We start from the raw sequence: 23,705 nt of genomic DNA, 5'->3' as shown, positions 1-23,705 counted from the left end.
CGGCCCCGGCAACACGAGCCGCCCCGTCCGCGCCCGCCGCGTGGACGGGGCTTCGCATGCCGCGAGCAGCCTTGCACGCAATTACATAATTACGTAATCTCATCATCATGGATCTCGAGGAGCGCGTTGCCGCGCTCGAACGACGCGTGACGGAACTGGAGAGCACGGGCCCGGCCGCGCCCCCGGTCGAAGAGGGCGACTTCTGGGCTCTCGACGCCCTGAAGGCGCGGCACCCGGTGACGCAGGAGGCGGACGGCGCGGTGCTGTTCACCGGGGCGGTGCGCGTGCCGACGGGACACCGGTACGAGTGGCAGTACGGCCTCCTCACGGAGACGCTGTTCGCGGACGACTGGCCGCAGGCAGCCGAGTCGTTCGCCGCCCTCGGCAACCCCGTACGGCTGCGGTTGCTGCGGGAGATCCTGGGCGGTCTGCGCACCGCGGCGGAGCTGGCCGCGCTCGAGGACGTCGGCACGACCGGCCAGATCTACCACCACCTGCGCCAGCTGACCGGCGCGGGCTGGCTGCACACGCCGGAGCGCGGCCGGTACGAGGTCCCCGCGGGGCGAGTGGTTCCGCTGCTCGTCGTGCTCACGGCCGCGCGCCCCGTCACCTGACCATTGTCCGCATCAAGGGGGGAAGTATGTCCGAGGGTCGACGCAAGCTCGCTGCGAGGTTCCGGTACGGGCTGTGGCTGATCTTCTTCGTCCAGATCGTCGTCAGATCGTTCGTGGACCTGCCGTACGGCTACTGGGTGAGCTGGTTGCCCGCGCTCGGCGCGATCGCCGTCGGGCTGGTGGTCTCCCGCTCCGCCCATCGGCGGGCCGTGACACGGCCTCCGGCGCCGGTCGAGGTCGCGCCCCCGGTCACCGGCCGCTGGTCCGCCCTCAACAGTCCCGCCGACAAGGTGCCGAGCCACGGAACGCACCACCTCGGGCAGACCTACGCCATCGACATCGTCGCCGAGCCGGAGGGCGGGCCCGTCCGCCCGGCCCCCGTCTGGTTCTGGCCCGTCGCCCAACGCAACCAGGCATACCCCGCATTCGGGGCGCCCCTGCACGCGGTGGCCGACGCCATAGTCGCCCACGCCGAGGACGGCCAACGCGACCACCTCAGCCGCAGCTCGCTCGTCGGCGTCCTGTACTTCTGGCTGATCGAGGGCGCCTGCAGGATGATCGGCGGACCCCGCCGTGTCGTGGGCAACCACATCGTCCTCGACCTGGGTGAAGGGACGTACGCCCTCTACGCGCACGTCCAGCGCGGCTCGCTCGGGGTCCGGGCGGGCGACCGGGTGGTCGCCGGACAGGTGCTCGGCCGCTGCGGCAACTCCGGCAACTCCACCCAGCCGCATGTGCACTTCCAGCTGATGGACGGGCCGGACCTGGACACGGCGCGCGGTGTGCCGTTCCGCTGGCGCGGCGTCGGGGTGCCCTCCGGTGGCGAGGTGTTCACGGCCGGCGAGGACGCCGGGGCGCCCGCACCGTCACGCGGGGCGTGACCCCGGACGGCGTCCGTCACCCGGCGCCGTCCCGTCGCCCTCGCCCGGGCTGTGCAACAGCAGCAGGGCGATGTCGTCGGTGTACGTGTGCCGGGGAACGGCGTGGTGCACCAGGTCGTCGGCCAGTTCGTCGACCGGCCGGTCACCCGCCGCGGTGAGGTGCTGGGCGAGGGCGGTGATCGACTCCGTGATGTCGCAGTCGGGAGTCTCCACGAGGCCGTCGGTGTACAGGGCGAGGGTCGCCCCGGCCGGCAGCGGGGCGGTGGTGACCGGGTAGTCGGCCGCCGCGCCGATGCCGAGCAGAGGGCCGGGCTCCACGTCGAGCACGGCGGTCGACGCTGCTGGCACCGAGGTGCGCAGGAGCGGAGGGAGGTGCCCCGCGCTGGCCAGGTGCAGGCGTCGCTCGGCGAGGTCGATGTGGATGTACAGGCAGGACACGAAAAGGTCCGTCTCCAGGTCCGCCAGGACACGATCGGTGCGGGACAGCACGTCGCCGGGGCGCGCGCCCGCGGTGGCGTGGACGGCGGTGCGGACCTGCCCCATCAGGGCGGCGGCGTTGATGTTGTGCCCCTGCACGTCCCCGATGACCGCTGCGGCAGTCGTGTCGCCGAGCCGGATGAGGTCGTAGAAGTCACCGCCGATGTCCATGCCGTGGGCACTCGGCAGGTAGCGGGCGGCGACGTCGAGCCCGGGGACGTGCGGCAGCGTCGTCGGCAGCAGGGCCTGTTGCAGGCCGTGGGCCAGATCGTGCTTGGCGTCGTACAGCAGGGCGCGGTCCATGGCCTGGGCGATCAGACCGCCCAGGGAGACGAGGACGGCGCGGTCTCCGGCGCCGAAGGAGCGCGGGTGGTCGTAGGACAGGACGCAGCAGCCGACCCGGCGGTCGGACACCACGAGCGGGAGGAAGGCCCAGGCCTGCTTGTCGCTGAGGGTGGAGGCCTTCGGGTACTCGCGGGCCATCTCCTCGGGATCGGAGAAGAAGACCGGGGAACCGTTGCGCAGCACATGACCGGCCGGCGTGAGTTCGGTGTCCAGCGGCAGGCCGTCGAGGCGGGTGAGGGCGCGCGGGTCGTACCCCCGGTGCCCGGTGATCCTCAGGCGTCCCGAGTCGTTCGTGGAGAGGACCATGCCCTGGGCGCCGAAGGCGGGCAGGATCTGGTCCGCCACCACGTTGATCACGTCGGAGGCGGTGACGGTCTGGCTCAGCGCGGCCGACAGGTGGATCAGTTGGTGGATCCGCCCCGTGCCGGCCCCCCTCGGCGTCGCGAGGGGGGCGGTGATCCGGGGCGGCGGAGCGTCGGCCGGGTGCTGGTCCTGGTTGGGGGCCACGAGGACGCTGATGCCGCTCTCGTCGGGGTAGAGCCGGAAGTCGAGCCATCGGTCGGGAGGCCGGAGCGCGGTGAAGGCGACCGGCTCACGGCTGAAGACCGCCGCGCGGTAGTGCTCCTCGTGGACCGGGGCGTCGAGCCAGGACACCGCCTGCCACGGCGCATTGCCCAGGAGACGGTCGGTGCTGCGGCCGAGCAGGCGGGCGGCGGCTTCGTTGAGGTAGGTGATGCGTCCCTCCAGATCGAGGCCGAGGACGCCGAGGGGCAGGCGCTGGACGAGGTCGACGGCCGCGAGGCCGGCCTGGTCCGGAGCCAGGCCGGGCCGGCGCAGGGGCACGGCACGCGGCTGGTCCGGAATGGTCCAGGAGCCGGGCCCCTGGTCCAGGACCTGGGTGAGGCGCCCCGCGCTGGACTGGATGTGCCCGCGTTCGCGCAGCGTCAGGGAGGGCGGGTGGCTCTTCGACCACACCAGTGCCATGACCCCGTAGCGGCGGACACCGTGCAGGGGAGCGAAGGCCACCGCGAACTGGTAGGGCATCCCGGCCGCGGCGTTCGGATACAGCCGGGCCATGTCCTCCTGGCGGCCCACCCAGACCAGGTGGTCCTCCCGCAACGCCTCCGACAGGGGTCCAGCGGCCGAGACCGCCACCCGCGCCCACGGCGCCACGGTCGTCACCGGCATGCCGCAGACCGCGGTCAGGACGAGCACCGGCTCCCGCGCCGACAGCATGTACACACCACCGGCGAGAGCCCCCGTTCTGCGCACCGTGGCGCTGAGCGCCTCGTCCAGGGACGCCACGTCACCGCCACTGCCCGGGGCATGCGTACTCATATGTCCGACGGTATTCCGTCGATCGCCGACAAGCGAAGGCGCGCCGCGACACCCGGGCACCGTCCTCCGGGGGAGCGGTCAGGGCGCCGCGTGGGGGAGGCGGGGTGCGGCGGTGACGACGGCGTTCCCGTCGCACTCTCCGCGGCCGGCGGCTCCGGCGACGACTCCGCCGCGCGGGTCTCGCTCGCCGCCACCGTCGGCTACGTCGCCTTCCTCGTCGGACCGCCCTCGCTCGGCCACCTCGGCCAGCACTTCGGGCTCCGCAACGCCCTGCTCCTGGTCCTCGCGCTCGTGGTGGCCGCGACCTTCACCACACCGGCCGCCCGCGGTCCCCGCACCGCGCGGTGAGCACTCGGCGGACCGAGCGCAACCGCCACCTCGGCGCCGGACCGGTAACGGCTGTTACCATGCTGGGTATGGCGAAGACGCAACTGGGTGCCCGTGTGGACGAGGACATCGCTGACCTCGCGAAGAAGCGTGCCGCCGACCTGGGACTGAGCGTCGGCGATTACCTCGCCCGCCTGGTGCAGGACGACGCCGGCGGCCTGCGCGCGCGAGCGGTGGACGCCGCCGCCCGCTTCCTGGCCGAACACCAGGCCGTCTTCGACGACGCCGAGGACACCCGGCAGGCGGAAAAGGCTCGGGGAGCGCACGCGGCCTGATGGACCTGAACATCGACGTCCCCTGGATCCTGCAGGTCGCCGAAGCCGCCGGAGCGGACGATCCGGCCCCCGACGACTACGGCGTTCCCCTCGCGGCGGTCGCCCGGCACCGGGCCGAGCTGTTCGAGCAGCCCGTCTACGACGGCCCGTACGCCAAGGCCGCCGCGCTGGTGCACACGCTGGGGCGCTGCCGCTGGCTGGAGCGGTCCAACCTGGCGGTCGCCGCCGCCACCGGCGTCATGTACCTGGAAGCCGCCGGGATCACCGTCAAACCCGCCCGGGAGGACGCCGTCGCCCTCAAGGACGTGCTCCTGGACCCCGCCTGCACGGCCGGGAGGATCGCCGCTGTGCTCCGCGGCTGGCCCACCGTCACCTGACCGGCATACGTATCGCGCAGAACCGGTGAGGGCTCGTCCAACCGCACGGGTTTCGGCAGCGGAAGTTCCTCCCGCGGGTCGGCCGGCACCGGCGGATCCAATGGCAGGCTCGGTGGGGCTATAACTCTGGGTAACACCGCACGCCCGTCAGGAGGGCATGGCCAGGGCCAGGCAGACGACTGCGCCCTTGTAGAGCAGGACGAGACCACGGGCCGAAGCGACACCGAGGAGGCGCAGTGCGGCGTCGAAGAGGCCGAGGAGGAGGCCCGCCGCGCCAGCCAGCTTGAGGGCGGCCAACCAGGGGAGCCAGGATCGGGGGACCCCCACCTGCGCTGAGTCGGCGAGCGTGGATGCCGCAGCGGTGCGTTTGCCGTTTCCGGGGCAGGAAAGCTTCGCGGTGCACGCGTTGTTCGCTGAGGACCGTGGAGTGTTTCTGCCGGCCCGGCATCCGCACCCGTGGTCAGACTGATGGCAGCGCGCGAGCGTGCGCGGCGGCCAGGGCGACGTGCACTGCCCGGTCTGCGGTCGCCTCGTCGACTGGTCCGCCAGTGAACACGAGCCGGAAGTAGATGGGCGCGGCGAGGTTTTCGAGGAGTACGGCTGGGTCGGTGTCGGCAGGCAGTTCGCCGCGCTCGATGGCTCGGGTGACAACGGGTTCCGCCCGCCGGAACCGGTCGTCGAAGAGCGCATCCTTGACTTCGGCGAGCCGGGGGATGCGCACGGCGTCCGACAGGACTGTGGTCAGCAGGGCCCGGCCTGCTTGCGTTGTCATGGTGGCAACGAGGGAACGGGCCAGTATGAGCAGGTCACCCTCCACCGTCCCGGTGTCGGGGATCGGGATGTCTGTGGCGAAGTGGCTGGTCAGTGCGTCGGCGACGAGGCCGTCAGAGTCTTTCCAGTTTCGGTAGATCGTCGTCTTGTGCACGCCGGCCCGTTGGGCGACGCCCTCGACGGTCAACGCTGCATACCCGGTCGTAGTGAGCTCGGTGATGGTCGCCTCCAGCACGGCGGCGCGCATCTTCTCGCCTCGCCCGACAGCAGGGGCGCGCCTTGAGGACGACTCGACAGACTCCATTGCAACTCCAAGTTGCGTTGACGGTCCAGCATGCGACAGGATCAGAATATCGCAACTTCGAGTTGCAATGCGGCTCGGCTCTTCGGGTCGCAGGCACTCCTGAGGCATGGATCGAGGTCCCCATGGCCCGTGACAGTTGGACGCTGGACTCCATCCCTGACCAGTCGGGGCGGGTGGCTGTCGTGACCGGCGCCAACAGTGGCATCGGGTACGTCACAGCTCGTGAACTCGCCCGGCGAGGCGCCCACATCGTCCTGGCCTGCCGCAACCGCGAGCGAGGGCAGGACGCAGTGGGGCGGCTGCGAACCGACGTACCCGGCGTCCACGCCGAATTGCGCATGCTCGACCTCGCAGACTTGAAATCTGTCCGCAGTTTCACCAAGGGCTGGAGTCACGACCGGCTTGATCTACTGGTCAACAATGCCGGCGTGGCGATGGTGCCCTTCTCACGGACCGCCGACGGCTTCGAGTCCCAGTTCGGCATCAACCACCTCGGCACATTCGCGCTCACCGGCCTCCTCATGCCCCACCTGCTCGCCGCCGCCGACCCGCGCGTGGTCACAGTCAGCAGCGAGGGCCAGCGCTTCGCCCGCTTCGATATGACCAATCTCAATGCCGAGCACCGCTACCGAGCGGCGTTTGCCTACGTGCAGTCCAAGCGAGCCAATCTCTACTTCGCCATGGAACTGCAGCGGAGGGCCTACGCCGCCGGGCTGAAGCTCCGCAGTATGGCTGTCGCACCCGGACTCACGCGCTCCAACGTCCTCACTGGCGGCGCCAACAGCACCCGGGGCCCCGTCTACGGAGTTCTCACGCGCCTGCTCTTGCGCATCGCTTTCCGCCCCACACCCGAGGGCGCTAAGACCTCCCTGTACGCCTCGACCGTGCCCGATCTGCCCGGGGGGAGCTACGTCGTGCCCGATGGGCCGTTCCAGCTCCGAGGCCAGCCCGTCCTCTACGGCCGGGAACCCGCCACCCTGGACGTCTCCACCGCTCACCGGCTGTGGGAACTCTCGGAACAGCTCACCGGCGTGCGCTACCCGTTACCCGCGAAACCACAGTGACGCGAGAGGCCAAGCCCCGGCGCGGAAAGGACAGCCTCGCAGCCTGGGGCACCCTCCAACCGGCCGCGGCCGCCGCAGACGCCCACCAGGGAGAGAATGTTCCTGTCAGTCAACGTGATCATGGCCGCACCGTACGGGCAGACCCAGGCGTCAAATCGGGGACAGCACCCGGCAGGTTCGGTACGAGGCGTATGGCGGCCTGGATGGACGAGTGCACGTTCAATGCCTTTCACACTTGTCCCGAACCGCTGAGGTCAGCCGTACCGGTTCGAAAGATGCCGGGTGACGTGATGTGCGCTTAGATGGGAGCGATGGGTCCGCCGGTGTGGTGCGTGTTCCCAACCGGCGCGCGAAGCCCTCTTCAGGTGGTCGCAGTAGATCAGTCGACCCCAGGCCCAAGCCCTCCTTCATAGGGAACGAGGAATTGGTATGAAGTCCGTGCGCGTCCGTAGCACCGCTGTCACAGCGGCAGCAGTGCTGAGCCTCCCGCTGTCGTTGGGCGTACTGACGTCCCAGGCTTCGGCCTCCGATTCGTCGCAGAGTGCCACCGACACAGCGTCGCCGGCACCGAGCGAGCAACCATTCGGCGCAGGCTGTTCCATGCTGCCGCAGAGCGGCAACGGAAGTGCCGCACAGATGGCGCACGAGAACATCACAACCGCGGTGGCCAACAACCCGAACCTGTCCATGCTGGCCGATGCAATCAAGAAGACCGACCTGGCGAACACTCTGCATGGTCTCAAGGACAGCACCGTCTTCGTGCCCACCAACGACGCGTTCAACAAACTCGGCGCCGCCAAGAGGGACGCGCTTCTCAACGACAGCGCTCAGCTGAAAAGGGTGCTGACCTACCATGTGGTCGAGCACAAGAAGATCACCAAGGCGCAACTGCCTCACGGCACGTTCACCACGCTTGAGGGCAGCACCCTCACCACCACTGGCTCCGGTGACTCTTTCAAGGTGAACGGCAGCGTACCGATCGCCTGCGGCAACATCCCCACGAAGAACGCGACGGTATACATCGTCGACGGTGTGCTCGTCCCGCCGACTGCCACCCCAACGACACCGTCACCCTCCTACTAGGACTCCGTTAGGTCCGTCTGGCAGAGGGTGAGCCCGGTGCGGGTGCAGGGGCCGGACGCCGCTCGGTGACCGGCCGAGGCGGCGGCCGAGGCCGGCGGCCAGGGCTGCCACCGAGGGTGCGGGCTGGGCGGTAGCGGGGCTGGGGCCAGCACCCGACGGGCTCCCGCGTGGTACGGCCACGTGGCTGTCAGCTGGGCAGGCCCAGTGCGTCCAGGGAGGTCCCGGCGGCCCATTTCTGCAACAAGTGACCGTCGATCAGGTGGACGCCGCCCTGGCGGGCGGCCGAAAGTATCTCCGTGCGGCTGTACGAGCCCTGGTTGATCATCACGCGGATCAGGCTGTTGACCCCGGGGCGGCCGGGCTCGCGCAGGGTGGGGGCAGGGCCGGCGAGCGTGTCCCGGTCCACTGGCGTCTCGTCTGCCGGGCGGAACCCAACATCGAGCTGGCGGCCGCTGCGATCGCGTGCGTAGAGCCGAGGGCGACCTGCGTCCGGCATGGAGATGACGTGCCAGCCGTCACGCCGCAGCATCCGTTCGGCAGCTACCGCCAGGCCGCGCTCATCCTGTGCCATCAGTTCCGCCGGCGTGTAGATGCCACCGCGCCGCCGAACTGCCGTACGGCGCCCGCGCCACCCCACAACTGTGGCGGCCGTGAGCAGGGCTACGCCTAGCACCAGGCCCCCCGCGCCCAGCGCACGGTACAGCCAGGCCAGGGTCGTGACCAGGACGGTGACGGCGAGAACGAGGCCAGTGAACGCGGGCAGTACGTCGCGCAGTTCCGGACCGTAGCGGCCCTGCGCCCGCAGCTCAGCGACCGCGCGTTGTCTCTTGGAGCGGCGTGACTCGAGCACGGGAGGTTGCCGCCGCCAGACAGGCATTGCCGGAAGGCGCCGCCTCGTGACAGGTGACGTCGGTTTACTCATCAGCCCTTCCCCCTTCGTACTGCGCAGAGATACCCGCTCACGAAAGCGTTCCGCCTGCCGGAACAGACGCCGGGCAGGCTTGGCCGGAGGAGGCGGGGACAAGCCACGTCCACGACCGTAGTGTGTGCACTGGAGAGCTTGACTGTCGGAAGCAACGGCGGTCACGCCGATGTCATCGCGCTGATGGCCACAGGCCGCCGTGGGCAGGGATCGGCCCCTGGTTGAGACAACCGCAGGCAGTGTAGGAGTTTCTGACGCCGGCTATGACACGGCCGCCTGCGCTCCTCAGGCGTGCAGGCTCTGGCCTCCCGTGGCTCGAGCGGATCGCGGTGTCGTCTGTCCCCGCGTTGTCTGGAGAAAGCTGGCCGGACTGCTCCCTGTGCTGGCACAGCACGCCGAGCGCGGTCAGCGCCACTTGGGCGTCGGCGGCGCGGGTCTCCAGGGGCGCGATGTCGTTGATGGGCACGTCTGCCGCCGGTGATTGGGGCCCAGCGGGCGGCCAGGGCAGGTGTGTACGCAGATGCGCGCCTGCGCGGCGACGCTCGCCCCGGCGAGATCTTGGTCGACCACCACCTCCGGCAGTACGACGAACACCGTGCCCAGAACGACCAGCCCCACACCGGCCGGCAGAACTGCAGCTACACGCCGCCTGACCAGCCCGCCGTACCAAGCCCGTCGCCCGCGCTCTGGTTCCCCCACTCCATGGGCATGGGCATGGGAGCCAAGGCGCCGCTCAGAAGACGATCAGGAGTGGGTAGTGGAACTGATCACGGCCGGGGCGGAGCTGTGGAACTCCTGCCCAGTGATCGTAAAGCCCTGCTCGAGCAGCGTCGTCGACAGTGGACGGGGCGCCCCCCCCGGGTTCGTCTTCGGTTCCGCGCGGGTGTCGCGCCAGCGGACGTAGGCGGCGATGGCGGCGTTCTGTTCATGGTGGCTGCGGTGATCAGTGCCGTTGAGCGCGAAGTAGCGCGAGGCCGCAAACTCGGCCTCGATCCAGTTCAGCCCACGAACCGTGGGTCCCGCCTACGGCCGCAACTGGGCCGCGAGTGCCTCGGCGACCTTCCTGAGCGACTCGCCGGCCAGGGCCGGGTCCGCCTTGGTGACGGTCGATCCCTGGGAGACCAGGAGCACCAAGTCGCCCTTGCCCGCCACCGCCACCCGTGCGACGGCGACCGTGCCCCGGCCCGGGGTGACCCTGGTCTGGCCGATCCCGGGCTCGTCCTTGGAGAACGCCATCACCTCGTCGGCGCCGAGGTTGCCGAGGGCGGCGATCTGCGGCAGCGCCAGGTTCACCGCCACCCCGCCCTCGGACACGGCCACGAGGTCGATCTGCACCGGGGCTTGCGAAGCCGTGAAGTTGCAGACGACGGACGCGTTCGGCGGGACGGCGGGGATGGAGGGGACCCCGGACGGCGTGGGCTGCCCGCTGGGCCAGGCCTGGGCCGGCCGGCCCGGGTCGACGGTCCCCTGAACCGCGGGGTCGCCGCCGGTCGCCGCCGGGGTGACGGTCCGTTCGGCCCCGGCAGCCTTCAGCGCCGCCGCTGGGTCGAGGGCGAACGGGCAGGCGGACGTATCCGTCAGCCGCTTCGCCGTCGAGGCGACCCGGTCGTAGGACAGCCTCTCACCGCCCGAGGCGGCCCCGCCGGAACTCCCGGACGAAGAACAGGCGTTGCAGGCAACGGCGAGGCCGGCCGCGCCGACCAGGGCGAGGACGCGGCGGTACTTGGCTGCTGTGCGATCAGCGGTCATCCGGTCAGCCTAATGCTGCCACCGCATGTGTGTGACGGATGTGGTACGGGGCTCGTTGGTGCAACTGTGTGCCGAAGATCGACATCGACCTACGGCGCCCCCGTCAGTCGGCAAGGCTCTTCCGCCTCCCTTCGCCGGCGCTGTGCGGCGACGTTCGCCACGGGCGCGGAGAGCATCAGTGCCCGGGTGTAGGCGTGCCGGGGAGCCCGGGTGACATCGGCGGCGTCACCCGTCTCCACGATCTCCCCGCGGTGGATCACCGCCACCCGGTGGCTCATGAAGCGCACCACGGACAGGTCGTGCGTCACGAGGAGATACGCCGTCCCGGTCTCTTCCTGGATGTCCAGCAGCAGGTCGAGCACGGCCCGCTGTGTCGTCAGGTCGAGTGCGGATACCGGCTCGTCGCAAATGATGAGCCGGGGACGCAGCGCCAGCGCCCGGGCGATGGCGACGCGCTGCCGCTGGCCCCCGGAGAACTCGCGGGGCAGCCGGTGGGCAGCGTCCGCGGGCAGGTGGACGCGGTCGAGGAGGTCACGGACCCGGTCCCGGGCCTCCCGCGGACCCGTACCGTGCGCGACGAGCGGCTCGGCGAGGGTGTCCCCGACGGTGAGCGAGGGGTTCAAGGAGGTGTACGGGTCCTGGAAGACGACCTGGATGTCCCGGCTCAGTGCGCGGCGGCGGGCGCGGCCGGCCGCGTGGACGAGCTCTCCGTCGAAGCTGATCGAGCCGGACCGCACCGGCACCAGGCCGAGCACGGCGCGTCCGATGGTGGTCTTGCCCGACCCGGACTCCCCGACCAGGCCGAGCGTCTCACCCGGCCGGATGTCGAGGGACACTCCCTTGAGCACCTCGGTCCGCGGGGCGCGCCGGCCGCGGCCGGGAAAGGACACCCGCAGGTCCCGCACCTGGAGCAGGGCGTCCGCCGCGACGGCGGGATCGGCGGTCTCGGTGACGTCGGCGGCGGTCATACGGCGGTGCTCCTCGCCTCTCGGGGCTGCCAGGGACCACGTGCCGGAGCCTCGTCGAGGACGGCATCGAGCAGAGTGCGGGTATAGGGGTCCTCGGGTGAGTGCAGGACCTGTTCGACGGTGCCTGTCTCCACGATCCGGCCGCCGTTCATCACGGCGACGCGGTCGCACAGATCCGCGACGACCCCGAAGTCGTGGGTGACCAGGAGGACGCCGAGTCCGCGGTCCCGCTGCAGCCGGCGCAACAGGTCGAGGACCTCCGCCTGGACCCGTACGTCGAGTGCCGTCGTGGGTTCGTCGGCGATGAGGAGTTCGGGATCGCAGGACATCGCGCCGGCGATGAGGACCCGTTGGGCCATGCCGCCGGAGATCTGGTGCGGGTACAGCCGCACCGTGCGTTCGGGCTGCGGGATCTCCACCAGCCGCAGCAGCTCGACCGCGCGCCGCGCCGCCTCCCGCCGTGAGAGGCCGAGGGTGTGGCACATGGGCTCCATGAGCTGGCTGCCGATGGTGAACGCCGGGTCGAGATTGCTCATCGGTTCCTGCGGGACGTAGGCGACGGTGCGGCCCCGCAGTGTGCGGCGGTCGCGTTCGCGCAGCCCGGTCACCTCCCGTCCGCCGACCAGGACACTGCCCTCACCGATCCGTCCGCCGTCGGGCAGGAGCCCGAGCACGGCGAAGGCGGTCTGCGTCTTGCCGGAGCCGGACTCGCCGACGAGGCCCACGATCTCCCCGGCGCGCACATCGAGGTCGACGCCGTGCACCACCTCCTTCTCGGTGCCGTCCGGCTGCGCGTACGCCACGGTCAGCCCGCGCACGGACAGCAGTCCGGCCCGTTCGCCCGGCGTACCCCCGGCGACGTCCCGGTCCTTGTCGACGGGTACCGGCGAGGTGCGGCGGCGCGCGGCCCGCGGGCGGGTGGCGGCCGGCCGGCCGGCGCGGTCCTCCAAGCCGTCGCGCAGGGCCGAGGCGAACAGGACGAGGGCACCGTTGGTCAGCCCCAGGGCAAGGCCCGGCCACAGCATCAGCAGGGGCGCGCGCTGGATGTTCTGGAACGCCTCGTTGAGCATCGCGCCCCAGGTCGCCGTCGACCCGCTGCCGATGCCGAGGAACTCCAGGCCCGCCTGCAGGCCGATCGCGACACCGGCGACGAGCGCCACCTGGATGATGACCGGTCCGCGTACGACGATCAGGACGTGACGGGCCACGATGCGGGTGTCGGACAGGCCCGAGACCTTCGCGGCGTCGATGTACAACTCCTTGCGCACGCCCGTGACGATGCCCCGCACCAGGCGGTAGAAGCTCGGTGCGGCGAGCACGCCCAGCACGACCATCAGCGCCCACACACGGGGACCGAGAATGGCGCGGGAGGCGAGGAGCACCACCATCGCGGGCAGCGCCATGACGAGGTCGACCGTCCAGTTGGCGGCGGAGTCGAACCGGCCGCCGCGGTAACCGGCGTACAGCCCGGCCGGCACGCCGACGGCGAGGGCGATGCCGAGGGCGATCAGCGCTCCGCCGAGGGTGTTGCGCCCGCCGTACAGGATGCGGGAGAGGATGTCCCGGCCCGCGGAGTCCATGCCCAGCGGGTGCGCTCCGCCGGGGTCGGCGAAGGCCTGGCCGAGCGAGGCGGCCGAGGGATCCTGCGGTGCGAGCCAGGGCGCCAGGAGGACCGCGGCGACGAGCAGCAGGAGCACGGCGGCGGACCCCGCGCCGAGGGGGTTGCGCAGCAGGCGTCGCAGCACGCGGCGACCGGACGCCGCCCCGGGGCCCGCGGCTCGCGCAGCGCTGTCGGGAGGGCTCGCCACAGGAGTGGGCACGTCGGCCGGAAGGTTTTCGCTCATGCGGCCCTCGCCTTGGGGTTGAGCCAGCCGATCATGATGTCGACCAGAAGGTTGATCAGGACGACCCCGACCACGGTGAGCATGACCAGCGCCATGATCACGGGGATGTCGCCGCGGGTCGTGTAGGTGACGGTCATGCTGCCGATGCCGGGCAGCCCGAAGATCTGCTCCACGACGACGGCACCGCCGAGCAGGCCCACGAACTGCATGCCGAGAACCGACAGCGCGGGCGCGGAGGCGTTGCGCAGGACGTGCCGGAAGACGACCCGGGAGGCGGGCAGACCACGGGCGCGCAGCGTACGGACGTAGTCCTGGCGCAGGACGTCGATCACCGCGCCGCGGACCTGCTGGGAGACGCCGGCCACGGAGGCGACCGACAGGGACAGTACCGGCAGCGTGACCGTGGACAGCCAGCCGCCGGGGGAGTCGGCGAACGGGATGTAGCCGATGGCCGGGAACCAGTTCAGGCGGACCGCGAAGACCAGCACGAGGACGAGCGTCACCAGGAAACCGGGCAGTGCGTAGCCCACGACGCCCAGCACCTGGACGAAGCGGTCGACGGCGCCGCGCCGCACTCCCGCCAGGATGCCGAGCAGGAAGGAGACCACCGTGGTGACCAGCGTGACGCCGGTCATCAGGCTGAGGGTGACCGGCAGCCGGCCCAGCACCGCCTGTGTGACGTCCTCGCTGGTGAACCACGAGGTGCCGAGGTCGCCGCGGACGGCGTGGACCAGCCAGTCGGCGTACTGGCGGAGCACCGGCCGGTCCAGGCCGAGGGCGGCGTTCTTCGCGTCGACGGCGGCCTGATCGGCGCCTTGGCCGAGGAGCTGCCGGCCGACGTCGGTGCCGGGGATCGACAGCAGCAAGTAACTGAGCAGGGAGATGACGACCAGGAGCAGGACGCCGGAGGCGATCCGGCGGGCGATGAAGTTCAGCATGGCACTCGGTATCCGTGACGGGCCGCCAGGGACGGTGCGGGCGTCGGCTGCCCGCACCGCTCCGGGCACTCCCGGGTCACTTGGCGGGGGAGTAGTTGTAGATCGACGGGACGGCCATGCCGGACTGCGGGCGGATGGTCACCGATCCGTCCGAGACGTGCAGGTAGCTCATCCGGTAGAAGGGCACGAACCACGCCTCCTTCACCAGGTGCTCGCCCAGCTCGCGCACCGCCGTTCCGGCTTGTCCGGCCGTTCCGGACTGGATCCGCGGGAGCAGTTCCCGCACGGTGGCGTCGGTGGTGCCGAACATGTTGAAGGCACCCGGGTTGACCAGTTCGTCGACCACGACCCAGTCCGACGAGGACTGGCCCATGTTCATCACCATCCCGGAGTACGCGCGGTCGGTGAACACCTTCTGCACCGCCGAGGCACCGTCGAGGTCGTCCCAGACCAGCTTCACCCCGACGGCCGCGAAGTCGCCGGCCAGCGAGGCGGCGAGCGCGTCGTTGACGATGGCCGCGATGCGGGGGAGCTTGAGCGTGAAACCGTCGGCGTACCCGGCCGCCCGCAGCAACTCCTTGGCGTTGGCCGGGTCGTGGGCGTAATAGGTGTCGAGCGTCTTGTCGTACCCGTGCGTGTCGGGGCCGAAGACCTGGGAGGTGGCCTCGCCCCGGTTCTGGCGGATGGCCTCGAGCATCGTCTTCCGGTCGATGGCGAGGTTGAGTGCCTGGCGGACGCGGGGGTCCTTCAGCGCCGGGGTGAGCTTCCCGCCCCGGTCGAAGAGCAGCAGTCCCTGGAAGTCGAACTCCTGCTTCGTCGTCTTCATGCGGGGATCGGACTCGATGCTGATCTGCTGGTCGGCGCTCTGCAGGAGAGCGGCGTTCACCTGGCCGGTCTTCAGGCCGTTGACGATGGCCGTCTCGTTGTCGAAGAAGCTCATCGTCAGCGTCTCGTAGGGGAGGTGACCGCCCCAGTAGTCGGGGTTGCGCCGGTAGACCCATTTGGTGCCGACCGTTGTCTTCGCCTTGTCGAGACGGTAGGGGCCGGTGCCGTCGGGAGTCGTCTTGAGAGCGTCACCCCCGGCGAAGGCGGCCGGGTTTGCCATCAGGCCGGCCGCGTCGCTCAAGTAGAAGATCATCGCGGGGTTGGGCTGCTTCAGCTTCAGCGTCGCGTGCGAGGCGTCCGCGACCTCGACCGACTCCAGGTCCTTCAGCCACTTGGCGTCGGCGCCGCCGCCCTTGGCGAAGCGTTCCATGTTCGCCTTCACCGCCGCCGCGTCGAAGGGGGTGCCGTCCGCGAACTTCACGTCCTTGCGCAGGGTGAGGGCGAGTTCGGTGCGATCGGCGTTGTACTTCCACGCGGTGGCCAGCATGGGGCGGAACTCGCCGTCGGGCTCACGCTTGACGAGGGTGTCGTACGTGGCCTGGAAGAACGGCAGGGCACTGCCGACCGCCTGGGCGGGGTCGAGGCTCTGCGGAAACGTCATGGTCGCGATGTTCAGGGCCGACGAGCCGGTGGCGGCGGTGCCGGAGTCGGTGCATCCCGCGAGGGCGAGCGATGCCGCAACGCAGGCGGCCACGGCCCCGGTTCGGATGGTTCTGGTCATGAGGTTCACTCCGTGTGGAGGGCCGGGGGTGGGTCGTCCCGGACGAGATGGGCGGTGAGCTTAACCGCAGAACTAACCACTTGGTAGGTTTTTCTCGCGGTGAGGTCGGCCGGCTGGTAATTTCCGGGCATCCTCACGGGGCCGTGCTGCCCCGCGATCCACCGGTGACGACGAGAGGAGACCGCCGCAGTGAGCGCACGACCCGAGGACGCCCCGCGTCGCCTCTCCAAGGGCGAGCGGACGCGGGCCCGCATCCTGGAATCCGCGGCCGAGTTGTTCTCCCGCGCCGGCTTCAACGCCGTATCGCTGCGGGACATCGCCGCGCACGCGGGGCTGACCCACGCCGGAGTTCTGCACCACTTCGCCGGCAAGGAGGCCCTGCTGACCGCGGTGCTGGGCCACCGGGACCGGACGGACGCCCAGTCGGTGTTCCCCGGCATCACGCATCCGGGCGCGCCCGAGCCGGTACCGGCCGAGCGGCTGCGGATGCTGGTCGGGCTGGTCGCCCGTAACAGCGCGACCCCGGGCCTGGTCGCTCTCTACACCAAGCTGTCGGCCGAGGCCACCGACCCGGGGCACCCCGCCCACCACTACTTCAAGGAGCGCTACCGCATCCTGCGGGAGGAGCTGACCGTGCTCGTCGAGGCGCTGCGGGCGGCGGCCGACCCGCCGCCCGCCGTGGATCCGGCGGTCGTCGCACGGCAGTTGCTGGCGCTGATGGACGGGCTCCAGACGCAGTGGCTGCTGGAGCCGGAAGCCGTGGCGATGGAGGACTTGGTGCGGGACTACCTGGTCCGGCTGGGTCTCGAGCCGGACGGCGGTGTGCGGGAGGCGGACGTCAGCGGGTGAGTGCGGCGAGCACCGCATCGGCCGTACTCCGGTGCCCGGCGGCGTTGGGGTGGAACCCGGCCGCCGCGGCGGTGTCCTCGGGCTCGATCCAGCGCACGCCCGCCGGCCGGCACACGTCGTGCCCGACGGAGGGGCCGTAGGTGTCGACATACGAGGCGTCATTCAGGACGGCCTGGCGTGCGAGCGTCGTGTTGAGCTGCTTCGCCTTGTCCCGGAGCCAGGGAAAGTCGCCCTCGGCGAGCGCGACCGTCTCCCGGCAGGCCGTGCCGTCGTCGGGGAAGATCGCCGGATATCCGACCACCAGCACCCGGGCGTGCGGGGAGCGAACGTGGATCTCGTCGAGGACGGCCTCGACGCGCGGTGCCGTGGCCTCGATGCGGGAACCGATCTCGTCGGTGCCGAACAGCGTGTAACTCCCCTTGCACGGCGCCCCGTGCGGGGCGAGGTACCCCAGGAGCACGCAGCGCGTGATGACGCCGGTCAGGTCGAGGTCGTTGCCGCCGATGCCCAGCGTCACCAGGGTGGTGTCCGGGCGCAGGGCGTCGAGCTGCGGTGGCACCGTGTCCTGAGGCGCTGTCATGTGACGGGTCTCGGCGCCCGCGCAGGTCACGTCGGTGAACGTGGCGGCGCCCAGCGCCTGGGCCACCAGAGTGGGGTAGTCGGCCGAGGAGCGCCCGCAGAGGGGGTCGGTCTGTTCGGGGATGCCGAGTCCGGAGCTGAAGGAGTCGCCGAGTGCGACGTAGTGCACCTCCGCGGCGCTCCGCCCGGCCGCGGGCGCCGGCGCCGGGGCCGCCGAGGCGGCCGTGGTGGCGCCGATCAGGGCGGCGACGGCCGCGACGACGCCGGCCGCGTGCCGTGCCGTGCGCAGCGTCGCGCGTCTTGCGGGTGGCGCACCGGCCGGCTGGCTGGACCGAGACATGGCGGCTCCTCGATTCGTCGGTGGGGAGATGCGAAAACCGTACGGTGAACGGTTTCTGGTCGTCAATAGGGCGTGCGCACAAGGCCGGACGGTGTCGGCCGCCCCGACTACCGGCGGGTAGAGAACCCTTGACAGTAAAAACCGATCACTTTACGGTTTTTGCACTTTCACCCGCCCGTACTCCCCTCCACCCCGCACTCACCTGCCTCACCGGAACCAAAGAGGTGCGCGTATGACCCAGCAGCCCCCGACAGGCGCGCGGACGACCCCGCCCGGCCTGTCGGCACCGTCCCTCACGCTCGCCGACAAGGCCTCGCTGACCAGCGGCGCGGGCGACTTCGTCACGACGGACCTCTCCGCGGCCGGCCTTCCCGCCGTCACCCTGTCCGACGGCCCGCACGGTCTGCGGCTGCCGAAGGAGAGCGGTGACGGCGGCCAGCTCGACCTGCACAGCGCCGCACCTGCCACCTGTTTCCCGCCGGCCGTGGCCCTCGGCAGCTGCTGGGACCCGGACGTCACCCGCCGCGTCGCCGGCGCGATCGCCGCGGAGGCCTCGGCCCACGGCGTGCACGTGGTGCTCGGACCCGGCATCAATATCAAGCGGTCGCCCCTGTGCGGGCGCAACTTCGAGTACTTCTCGGAGGACCCCCTGCTCACGGCGGAACTGGGCGGCGCCATGGTCCGCGGACTGCAGGAGGCGGGCGTCGGCGCGGCACTCAAGCACTACGCCGCCAACAACCAGGAGACCGACCGCATGCGCGTCAGCGCCGACGTCGACGAGCGTCCACTGCGCGAGATCTACCTGCGCGCCTTCGAACGCATCGTCCGCCGCGACCGCCCCTGGTCCGTCATGGCCTCCTACAACGCGCTCAACGGCGTCCCGCTGTCGCAGAACACGCGGCTGCTCACCGACATCCTGCGCACCGAATGGGGCTTCGACGGCATCGTCATGTCCGACTGGGGCGCGGTCCGCGACCGGGTCGCCGCCCTGCGTGCCGGTCTCGACCTCCAGATGCCCGGCACGGGCGGGCGTACCGACCGCGAGGTCGTCTCCGCCGTGCACCGCGGCGACCTCGACGAGTCGGTCCTCGACGCCGCGGTCGAACGCCTTGCCCGTTTCGCCCGGCGCGCGACGCAAGGCGCCCGGCCCGGCAGCGGGTTCTCCGCCGAAGAGCACCACCGCCTGGCCGGCGAGGCAGCCGACCGGTGTGTCGTGCTCCTGAAGAACGACACCGGGATCCTGCCCCTCGACCCGGCCTCCGGCACCGTGGCCGTCATCGGCGAGCCGGCCCGCACCCCCCGCTACCAGGGCGCGGGCAGCTCCCAGGTCACACCCACCCGCCTCGACACACCGCTGGAGTGCCTGCGGCGGCTCGCCGAGGGTGCCCGCGTGGAATTCGCCCCGGGCTACGCCCTCGCCGGAGCCGAGGGCACCGGACCGGCCACGGCCGACGAGGACGAAGCGGTGCGGCTCGCCGCCGGAAGCGACACCGTCGTCCTCTTCCTCGGCCTCGCCGCGCAGGACGAGTCGGAGGGCTTTGACCGCACCCACATCGACCTGCCCGCCGATCAGTTGCGCCTGCTGGAGCGCGTGCGCGCCGTCAACGACCGGGTGTGCGTGGTGCTGTCCAACGGCGGCGCCGTGCGCACCTCGCCCTGGCACGGGACTGTGCCCGCCGTGGTGGAGGGATGGCTGCTCGGCCAGGCGGGCGGCGGCGCCCTGGCCCGGGTGCTGTTCGGCGCGGTCAACCCCTCGGGCAAACTGGCCGAGACGATCCCGCTGCGCCTGGAGGACAGCCCCAGCCACCTGTCCTTCCCCGGCGAGGAGGGCCGGGTCCGCTACGGCGAGGGCGTGTTCGTCGGCTACCGCGGCTACGACGCGGCGCGCCGCGAGGTCGCCTTCCCCTTCGGCCACGGGCTGTCCTACACCACGTTCGCCTACTCCGGCCTGCGCGTGGACCTCGGCGAGGACGGCACGGCCTTCACCGTCGCGGTGACGGTCACCAACACCGGTGACCGTGCGGGCCGCGAAGTGGTCCAGTTCTACAGCGCCGGGCCGGCCGGCTCCGAGGTCGCCCGCCCGCCGAGGGAACTGCGGGCCTTCGCCTCCGTGTTCCTGGCCCCGGGAGAGAGCCGGGAGGCGGTGGTGGAGCTGACACGCGCCGACCTGGCCCACTACAGCGAACGCGAGACCGGCTGGCGGGTCGAGGGCGGTGTCCACCGCATCGAGGCGGGTGCCTCGTCGCGGGACATCCGGCTGTCGGCCGACCTCACCCTCGACGGCGATCCCTCGCGGCTGCGCCTGACCGGGCGCAACACGCTCGCGGAGTGGCTGGGGCATCCCGTGGGCGGACCGCTGCTGGCCGAGCGGTTCGCACGCGCCCGCGCGCGAGCGGAGGCGCCCGGTAACAGCGCCATGGACGACCCGGTGATGCGGCGGTTCCTCGCCGGGATGCCGCTCGACGTGATCTCCGAGTTCCCGCAGAGCCCGGTGTCGCCCGAGGCGGTGCGGGAACTGGCCGCCGCCGTCGCCACGAGCGGCGGTGCGACCCACGGCGACGACACTCCGCGCGACGCGACCCGGTGAGCGCGGTCGCGGTGGTGCGGGGCCGGGTGCGACCGGGCTGGGAGGCCGTACGCGAGGCCTTCGCCCACGGACAGGCGGATGACCCCGGCGCCGCCCAGCTGGCCGTCCACCACCACGGCCGGCCGGTCGTCGACCTGTGGACCGAGGGCACGGCGGCGCCGCCCGGCCGTCCCTTCGGACCCCAGTCGGTCACCGTGCTGATGTCCGTGTCGAAGGGGCTGACGGCTGTCTGCGCCCATCTCCTGGCCGAACGCGGCCTGCTGGACCTCCGGGCGCCCGTGGCGCGGTACTGGCCGGAGTACGCCGCGGCCGGCAAGGCGGAGACGACCGTGGCCGACCTCCTCGCCCACCGGGCCGGGCTGCCCGCCTTCACGGACGACCCGGCCGGCATCGGCCTGCCCGGTCTCCTCGACGGGGACGGCCCCGTCCGTGCGCTCGCGGCGATGCGGCCGGTCTGGGAGCCGGGAACGGCGTACCTCTACCACGCCCTCACCTACGGCCACCTGCTGGGCGAGGTGGTGCGGCGGGTGACGGGAACGAGCATCGGAACCTTCTTCGCCCGGGAGGTGGCCGGACCTCTGCGGCTGGACCTGTGGATGGGCCTGCCGCGGTCGCAGGAGCCCAGGTTCGTCCCGCAGTTCACCGTCCGGCCCGTCCCCGGCGACGCACAGATCGACGCTGCGGTCGGCCGCCTCGGCCTCGCGCCGGGTGACCGGCTGGGTACCGCCCTGCGCGCCTCGGCCCGCGAACTGGCCGCGACGGTCGAGGCGTTGGGTACGCGCCGGGGGAGGGCAGGCGAGCTTCCCGCAGCGGGCGGCATCGGCAACGCCCGGTCGCTGTCCCGGCTGTACGCAGCGCTCATCGGCGAGATCGACGGCGTACGGCTGCTGTCCGTGCCCGCCGTCGACCGGGCCCGCGCCCCGCACACCGACCACCTGCCGCCGCCGGGGCCCCTGCGCCTCGTCGACGGACCCGACCGGTCCCGCTTCGGCCTCGGCTTCGAACTGCCCCGCCCCGGGGAACCCCTGCTCGGCGACGGCTCCTTCGGCCACGCCGGTGCGGGCGGCCGCCTCGGCATGGCGCATCCGGGAAGCGGCCTGGCCGTCGGCTATGTCTGCACGGCCATGTCCTGGGAGCCGTCAGCGGGACCCGACCCGCGGTGGACGCCGTGGACGCAGGCGGTCCGGGAGACAGCCGGCGCCTGTCGGGGCTGACTCCACTCGCGCCGGCCGGAAGGACGGGGAAGCAGGACGGGGCGGGGCCCGCACGGGCCCCGCCCCCTGGCGGTCCACCGGCCGGCCCCGGTCAGTCCTCCCGCTGCGGAGCGAGCAGCCGCATGACGTCGTCGATGGGCTGCTCCATGTCCGTCGACCGGTCGATGAGCCACTGCAACTGGATGCCGTCGGCCACCGCCAACAGGAGCACCGCCAGCCGCTCGGGCGGGACCACCGTGGTCATGCGGCCCTCGTCCATCGCCTTGCGCACGTACGCGGCCACCCGTTCGCGCAGCACCGGGTAGCGCTCGGCGAAGTGCGCGTGCGCGGGGTGCGCGGTGTCACTGGCGGCCGCCGCCATGGACACGAACAGCTCCACCAGACCGGGAGTCCTGGCGCCCTCCCGGATGATCTCCCGGTAGCTCTCGGGACTGGTGCGCTCGTCCTGCCGCATCCGGGCGGTCTCGTCGCGCATGCGCAGCACCTGGGTGAGCAGGTCCTCCTTGGAATCGAAGTAGTGCATCAGCCCGGGGAGGCTGAGATTGCACCGGGCGGCGACCTTGCGCAGCGACGTCCCCCGGTATCCCTCGGCCGCGAAGGTCTCCAGAGCCGCGTGCAGGATCTCGCTGCGCTTCGCCTCGCCCTTCTCGTACGGGCCCCGTTTCGCCATGCCGGCCAGCCTAACCCGCGCCGACGACGCCGGCCGCCGTGGCGGCGGCGGCCTCCGGCAGGCGCCCGGAACGGGCCACCGAGCCCAGCCAGCGGGCCGACTCCTTGGGGCACCGGGCGAAGGAGTGCGGATCGACCGCGATGAGGCCGAACGTCGGCCGGTAGGAACCCCACTCGTAGTTGTCCAGCGCGCTCCAGTGCAGGTAGCCGCGCACGTCCACGCCGTCGCGCATCGCGGCGGCCAGGCTCGCCAGCGCCCCGGTGGTGTAGGAGACGCGGAGCGCGTCGTCGTCGGTGGCGATGCCGTTCTCGGTGACCATGACGGGCACGTCCGGGCCGACCACGGCGGCGGTGTGCCGTACCGCCTCGCCGAGCGCCTCGGGGTACACCTCCCAGCCGGTCAGTGTGGTCGCGGCGCCCCGCGGCACGGGCAGGGGACCGTCCGGGCCGATCCGGTGCCGTGTGTAGGCCTGTACGCCGATCCAGTCGTCCTCGCGGGCGGCCTCGAGGAAGACGTCCTCGCGCGGACCGGCGTACGCGGCGGCGACCGCCTCGGCGCCCGGCTCGGCCTGGTAGACCTGGTTGGCGACGGTCCAGCCCACCCGCAGTTCGGGGTCGGCGGCCTTCAGTACGGAGAAAGCGGCCCGGTGCGCCCGGATCAGCGCCCTCGTCACGTCGGCGTCCGGTTCCAGGGAGCCGGGGTCGAAGGCCGCCGCGCCCGAGCGGCCGAGGTCCGGCGTGCGGGCGGCCTCCTGCTTCAGGGCGTGCATCAGCGCGACCATGTTGGGTTCGTTGATCGTGGCCACATGGCGGGCGCCGGCCGCGAGCACCTCGGCGGCCACGGCCGCGTAGGCCGCGAACAGGTCGGCCGACTCGGGCGACGACCATCCGCCGAGTTCGCTGAACCAGCGCGGCGAGGTGAAGTGATGCAGCGTCACCACCGGTGTGAGTCCGCGCTCCAGGGCTCCGAGGACCATGGCCCGGTAGTGCGCGACGGCGGCCCGCGAAATCCGCCCCCTCTCGGGCTCCACGCGGGCCCATTCGATCCCGAACCGGTAGGCGTTGAAGCCGAGTTCGCTCAGCAGGTCCATGTCCTGAGGCCAGCGGTGGAAGCTGTCGGCGGCATCCCCGCTGGGCTCGGCGACGAAGCTGCCCGGCCGGTTCTCGATGGCCCACCAGTCGCTGGAGACGTTGTTCCCCTCGACCTGGTGGGCGGAGGTGGAGGCTCCCATGAGGAAGCCGTGCGGCAGCACGAGACCGGGCCCGGTCGGGGGTGTCATACGGGGGCTCCTTCCGCCTCGGACCCGGCCGGCGCGGGCGCCGGACCGGACTCCGTGAAAAGCGTTCATTGATCGGTTTTCGTGTTAGCGTACAGGCCGAGCCGCTCCGGCAGGAAGGCGCGCCGGCCCACGCTCCTCCGGAACGGACCGGGGGGGGGCGGGCGCCCCCCCCCCCCCGGCGGGGGCGGGCGCGGGGCGGGGGGGGCGCGCCCCCCCCCCCCCCCCCCGGGGGCCCCGCCCCCCC

At 71.7% G+C, this 23,705-nt stretch carries 20 protein-coding genes and 2 pseudogenes; 10 read left to right on the top strand and 12 right to left on the bottom strand.

What is annotated here, in order from left to right; genetic code table 11:
• The first annotated feature begins 107 nt into the window (after nucleotides 1-107).
• Nucleotides 108-614: an ArsR/SmtB family transcription factor gene (locus ACFWJB_RS07860; protein WP_385467629.1), complete on the top strand. Its 507-nt coding sequence runs from the start codon at nucleotides 108-110 to the stop codon at nucleotides 612-614.
• 26 nt (nucleotides 615-640) lie between these two features.
• A complete protein-coding gene (locus tag ACFWJB_RS07855; protein WP_385467632.1) occupies nucleotides 641-1,495 on the top strand; it encodes a M23 family metallopeptidase in 855 nt (284 codons plus the stop codon).
• On the opposite strand, the gene ACFWJB_RS07850 is transcribed toward ACFWJB_RS07855, so the two are convergent.
• Entirely contained in the window at nucleotides 1,481-3,655 is a 2,175-nt protein-coding gene (locus ACFWJB_RS07850) for a SpoIIE family protein phosphatase (RefSeq protein WP_385467635.1), read from the bottom strand. The two genes, ACFWJB_RS07855 and ACFWJB_RS07850, sit on opposite strands and share 15 nt — an antisense overlap.
• Before the next feature lie 102 nt (nucleotides 3,656-3,757).
• On the opposite strand from ACFWJB_RS07850, the pseudogene ACFWJB_RS07845 reads away from it, so the two are divergent.
• The 3 genes and pseudogenes from ACFWJB_RS07845 to ACFWJB_RS07835 form a co-directional block, all read left to right on the top strand.
• Nucleotides 3,758-4,003, top strand: a pseudogene (locus ACFWJB_RS07845) (MFS transporter); the annotation flags it as partial.
• 68 nt (nucleotides 4,004-4,071) lie between these two features.
• A complete protein-coding gene (locus ACFWJB_RS07840; protein WP_386920950.1) occupies nucleotides 4,072-4,317 on the top strand; it encodes a hypothetical protein in 246 nt (81 codons plus the stop codon).
• The gene (locus ACFWJB_RS07835) at nucleotides 4,317-4,694 is read left to right on the top strand and encodes a fic family toxin-antitoxin system, toxin component (protein ID WP_386920948.1); all 378 of its coding nucleotides are present in this window, start codon (nucleotides 4,317-4,319) and stop codon (nucleotides 4,692-4,694) included. Before ACFWJB_RS07840 ends, ACFWJB_RS07835 begins: the two co-directional genes overlap by 1 nt.
• Nucleotides 4,695-4,871: 177 nt before the next feature.
• Here ACFWJB_RS07835 and ACFWJB_RS07830 read toward each other — a convergent pair.
• Nucleotides 4,872-5,051, bottom strand: a pseudogene (locus tag ACFWJB_RS07830) (DoxX family protein); the annotation flags it as partial.
• Between the two features lie 103 nt (nucleotides 5,052-5,154).
• Nucleotides 5,155-5,712, bottom strand: coding sequence for a TetR/AcrR family transcriptional regulator (locus ACFWJB_RS07825; RefSeq protein ID WP_386920946.1), 558 nt, complete (start codon nucleotides 5,710-5,712; stop codon nucleotides 5,155-5,157).
• A 179-nt stretch (nucleotides 5,713-5,891) separates the two neighbouring features.
• On the opposite strand from ACFWJB_RS07825, the gene ACFWJB_RS07820 reads away from it, so the two are divergent.
• Both ACFWJB_RS07820 and ACFWJB_RS07815 read left to right on the top strand, forming a co-directional pair.
• A complete protein-coding gene (locus ACFWJB_RS07820) occupies nucleotides 5,892-6,833 on the top strand; it encodes an oxidoreductase (RefSeq protein WP_385467646.1) in 942 nt (313 codons plus the stop codon).
• A 429-nt stretch (nucleotides 6,834-7,262) separates the two neighbouring features.
• Nucleotides 7,263-7,916, top strand: a complete 654-nt coding sequence (locus tag ACFWJB_RS07815; RefSeq protein ID WP_385467649.1) for a fasciclin domain-containing protein — start codon at nucleotides 7,263-7,265, stop codon at nucleotides 7,914-7,916.
• Between the two features lie 187 nt (nucleotides 7,917-8,103).
• Here the strand turns inward: ACFWJB_RS07815 and ACFWJB_RS07810 are convergent, their stop codons facing one another.
• The 6 genes from ACFWJB_RS07810 to ACFWJB_RS07785 form a co-directional block, all read right to left on the bottom strand.
• Nucleotides 8,104-8,766, bottom strand: a complete 663-nt coding sequence (locus ACFWJB_RS07810) for a hypothetical protein (protein WP_386920943.1) — start codon at nucleotides 8,764-8,766, stop codon at nucleotides 8,104-8,106.
• Between the two features lie 1,095 nt (nucleotides 8,767-9,861).
• A complete protein-coding gene (locus ACFWJB_RS07805; protein ID WP_386920941.1) occupies nucleotides 9,862-10,587 on the bottom strand; it encodes a hypothetical protein in 726 nt (241 codons plus the stop codon).
• 89 nt (nucleotides 10,588-10,676) lie between these two features.
• Nucleotides 10,677-11,555, bottom strand: a complete 879-nt coding sequence (locus tag ACFWJB_RS07800) for an ABC transporter ATP-binding protein (RefSeq protein WP_386920939.1) — start codon at nucleotides 11,553-11,555, stop codon at nucleotides 10,677-10,679.
• Nucleotides 11,552-13,399 carry a dipeptide/oligopeptide/nickel ABC transporter permease/ATP-binding protein gene (locus tag ACFWJB_RS07795; protein WP_386920937.1) on the bottom strand — a complete coding sequence of 616 codons (1,848 nt, stop codon included), beginning with the start codon at nucleotides 13,397-13,399 and terminating at the stop codon, nucleotides 11,552-11,554. Before ACFWJB_RS07795 ends, ACFWJB_RS07800 begins: the two co-directional genes overlap by 4 nt.
• Complete coding sequence (locus ACFWJB_RS07790) at nucleotides 13,396-14,337, bottom strand: ABC transporter permease (RefSeq protein WP_386920935.1); 942 nt, start codon at nucleotides 14,335-14,337, stop codon at nucleotides 13,396-13,398. Before ACFWJB_RS07790 ends, ACFWJB_RS07795 begins: the two co-directional genes overlap by 4 nt.
• A 76-nt stretch (nucleotides 14,338-14,413) precedes the next feature.
• Nucleotides 14,414-15,943 (bottom strand): ABC transporter substrate-binding protein, encoded by a 1,530-nt coding sequence (locus ACFWJB_RS07785; RefSeq protein WP_386920933.1) that lies wholly within the window; start codon nucleotides 15,941-15,943, stop codon nucleotides 14,414-14,416.
• Nucleotides 15,944-16,132: 189 nt separating this feature from the next.
• Between ACFWJB_RS07785 and ACFWJB_RS07780 the strand changes: the two genes are divergently transcribed.
• Nucleotides 16,133-16,792, top strand: coding sequence for a TetR/AcrR family transcriptional regulator (locus ACFWJB_RS07780; RefSeq protein ID WP_386920931.1), 660 nt, complete (start codon nucleotides 16,133-16,135; stop codon nucleotides 16,790-16,792).
• On the opposite strand, the gene ACFWJB_RS07775 is transcribed toward ACFWJB_RS07780, so the two are convergent.
• The gene (locus ACFWJB_RS07775; RefSeq protein ID WP_386920929.1) at nucleotides 16,782-17,711 is read right to left on the bottom strand and encodes an SGNH/GDSL hydrolase family protein; all 930 of its coding nucleotides are present in this window, start codon (nucleotides 17,709-17,711) and stop codon (nucleotides 16,782-16,784) included. The genes ACFWJB_RS07780 and ACFWJB_RS07775 overlap by 11 nt on opposite strands.
• A gap of 232 nt (nucleotides 17,712-17,943) precedes the next feature.
• Here ACFWJB_RS07775 and ACFWJB_RS07770 point away from each other — a divergent pair, with 232 nt between their 5' ends.
• On the top strand, nucleotides 17,944-20,298 hold the full coding sequence (locus ACFWJB_RS07770) for a glycoside hydrolase family 3 C-terminal domain-containing protein (RefSeq protein WP_386920927.1): 2,355 nt from the start codon (nucleotides 17,944-17,946) through the stop codon (nucleotides 20,296-20,298).
• The gene (locus ACFWJB_RS07765) at nucleotides 20,295-21,512 is read left to right on the top strand and encodes a serine hydrolase domain-containing protein (RefSeq protein WP_385467677.1); all 1,218 of its coding nucleotides are present in this window, start codon (nucleotides 20,295-20,297) and stop codon (nucleotides 21,510-21,512) included. Before ACFWJB_RS07770 ends, ACFWJB_RS07765 begins: the two co-directional genes overlap by 4 nt.
• 91 nt (nucleotides 21,513-21,603) lie before the next feature.
• Here ACFWJB_RS07765 and ACFWJB_RS07760 read toward each other — a convergent pair whose 3' ends face one another.
• Nucleotides 21,604-22,182: a TetR/AcrR family transcriptional regulator gene (locus ACFWJB_RS07760; RefSeq protein WP_386920925.1), complete on the bottom strand. Its 579-nt coding sequence runs from the start codon at nucleotides 22,180-22,182 to the stop codon at nucleotides 21,604-21,606.
• A gap of 10 nt (nucleotides 22,183-22,192) precedes the next feature.
• Nucleotides 22,193-23,461 (bottom strand): glycoside hydrolase family 1 protein, encoded by a 1,269-nt coding sequence (locus tag ACFWJB_RS07755; RefSeq protein WP_385467680.1) that lies wholly within the window; start codon nucleotides 23,459-23,461, stop codon nucleotides 22,193-22,195.
• Between the last annotated feature and the right edge of the window lie 244 nt (nucleotides 23,462-23,705).

This window comes from Streptomyces sp. NPDC127100 (assembly GCF_042724095.1).
GTDB lineage: Bacteria > Actinomycetota > Actinomycetes > Streptomycetales > Streptomycetaceae > Streptomyces.
This window is presented reverse-complemented; position numbering and strand designations above follow the sequence as displayed.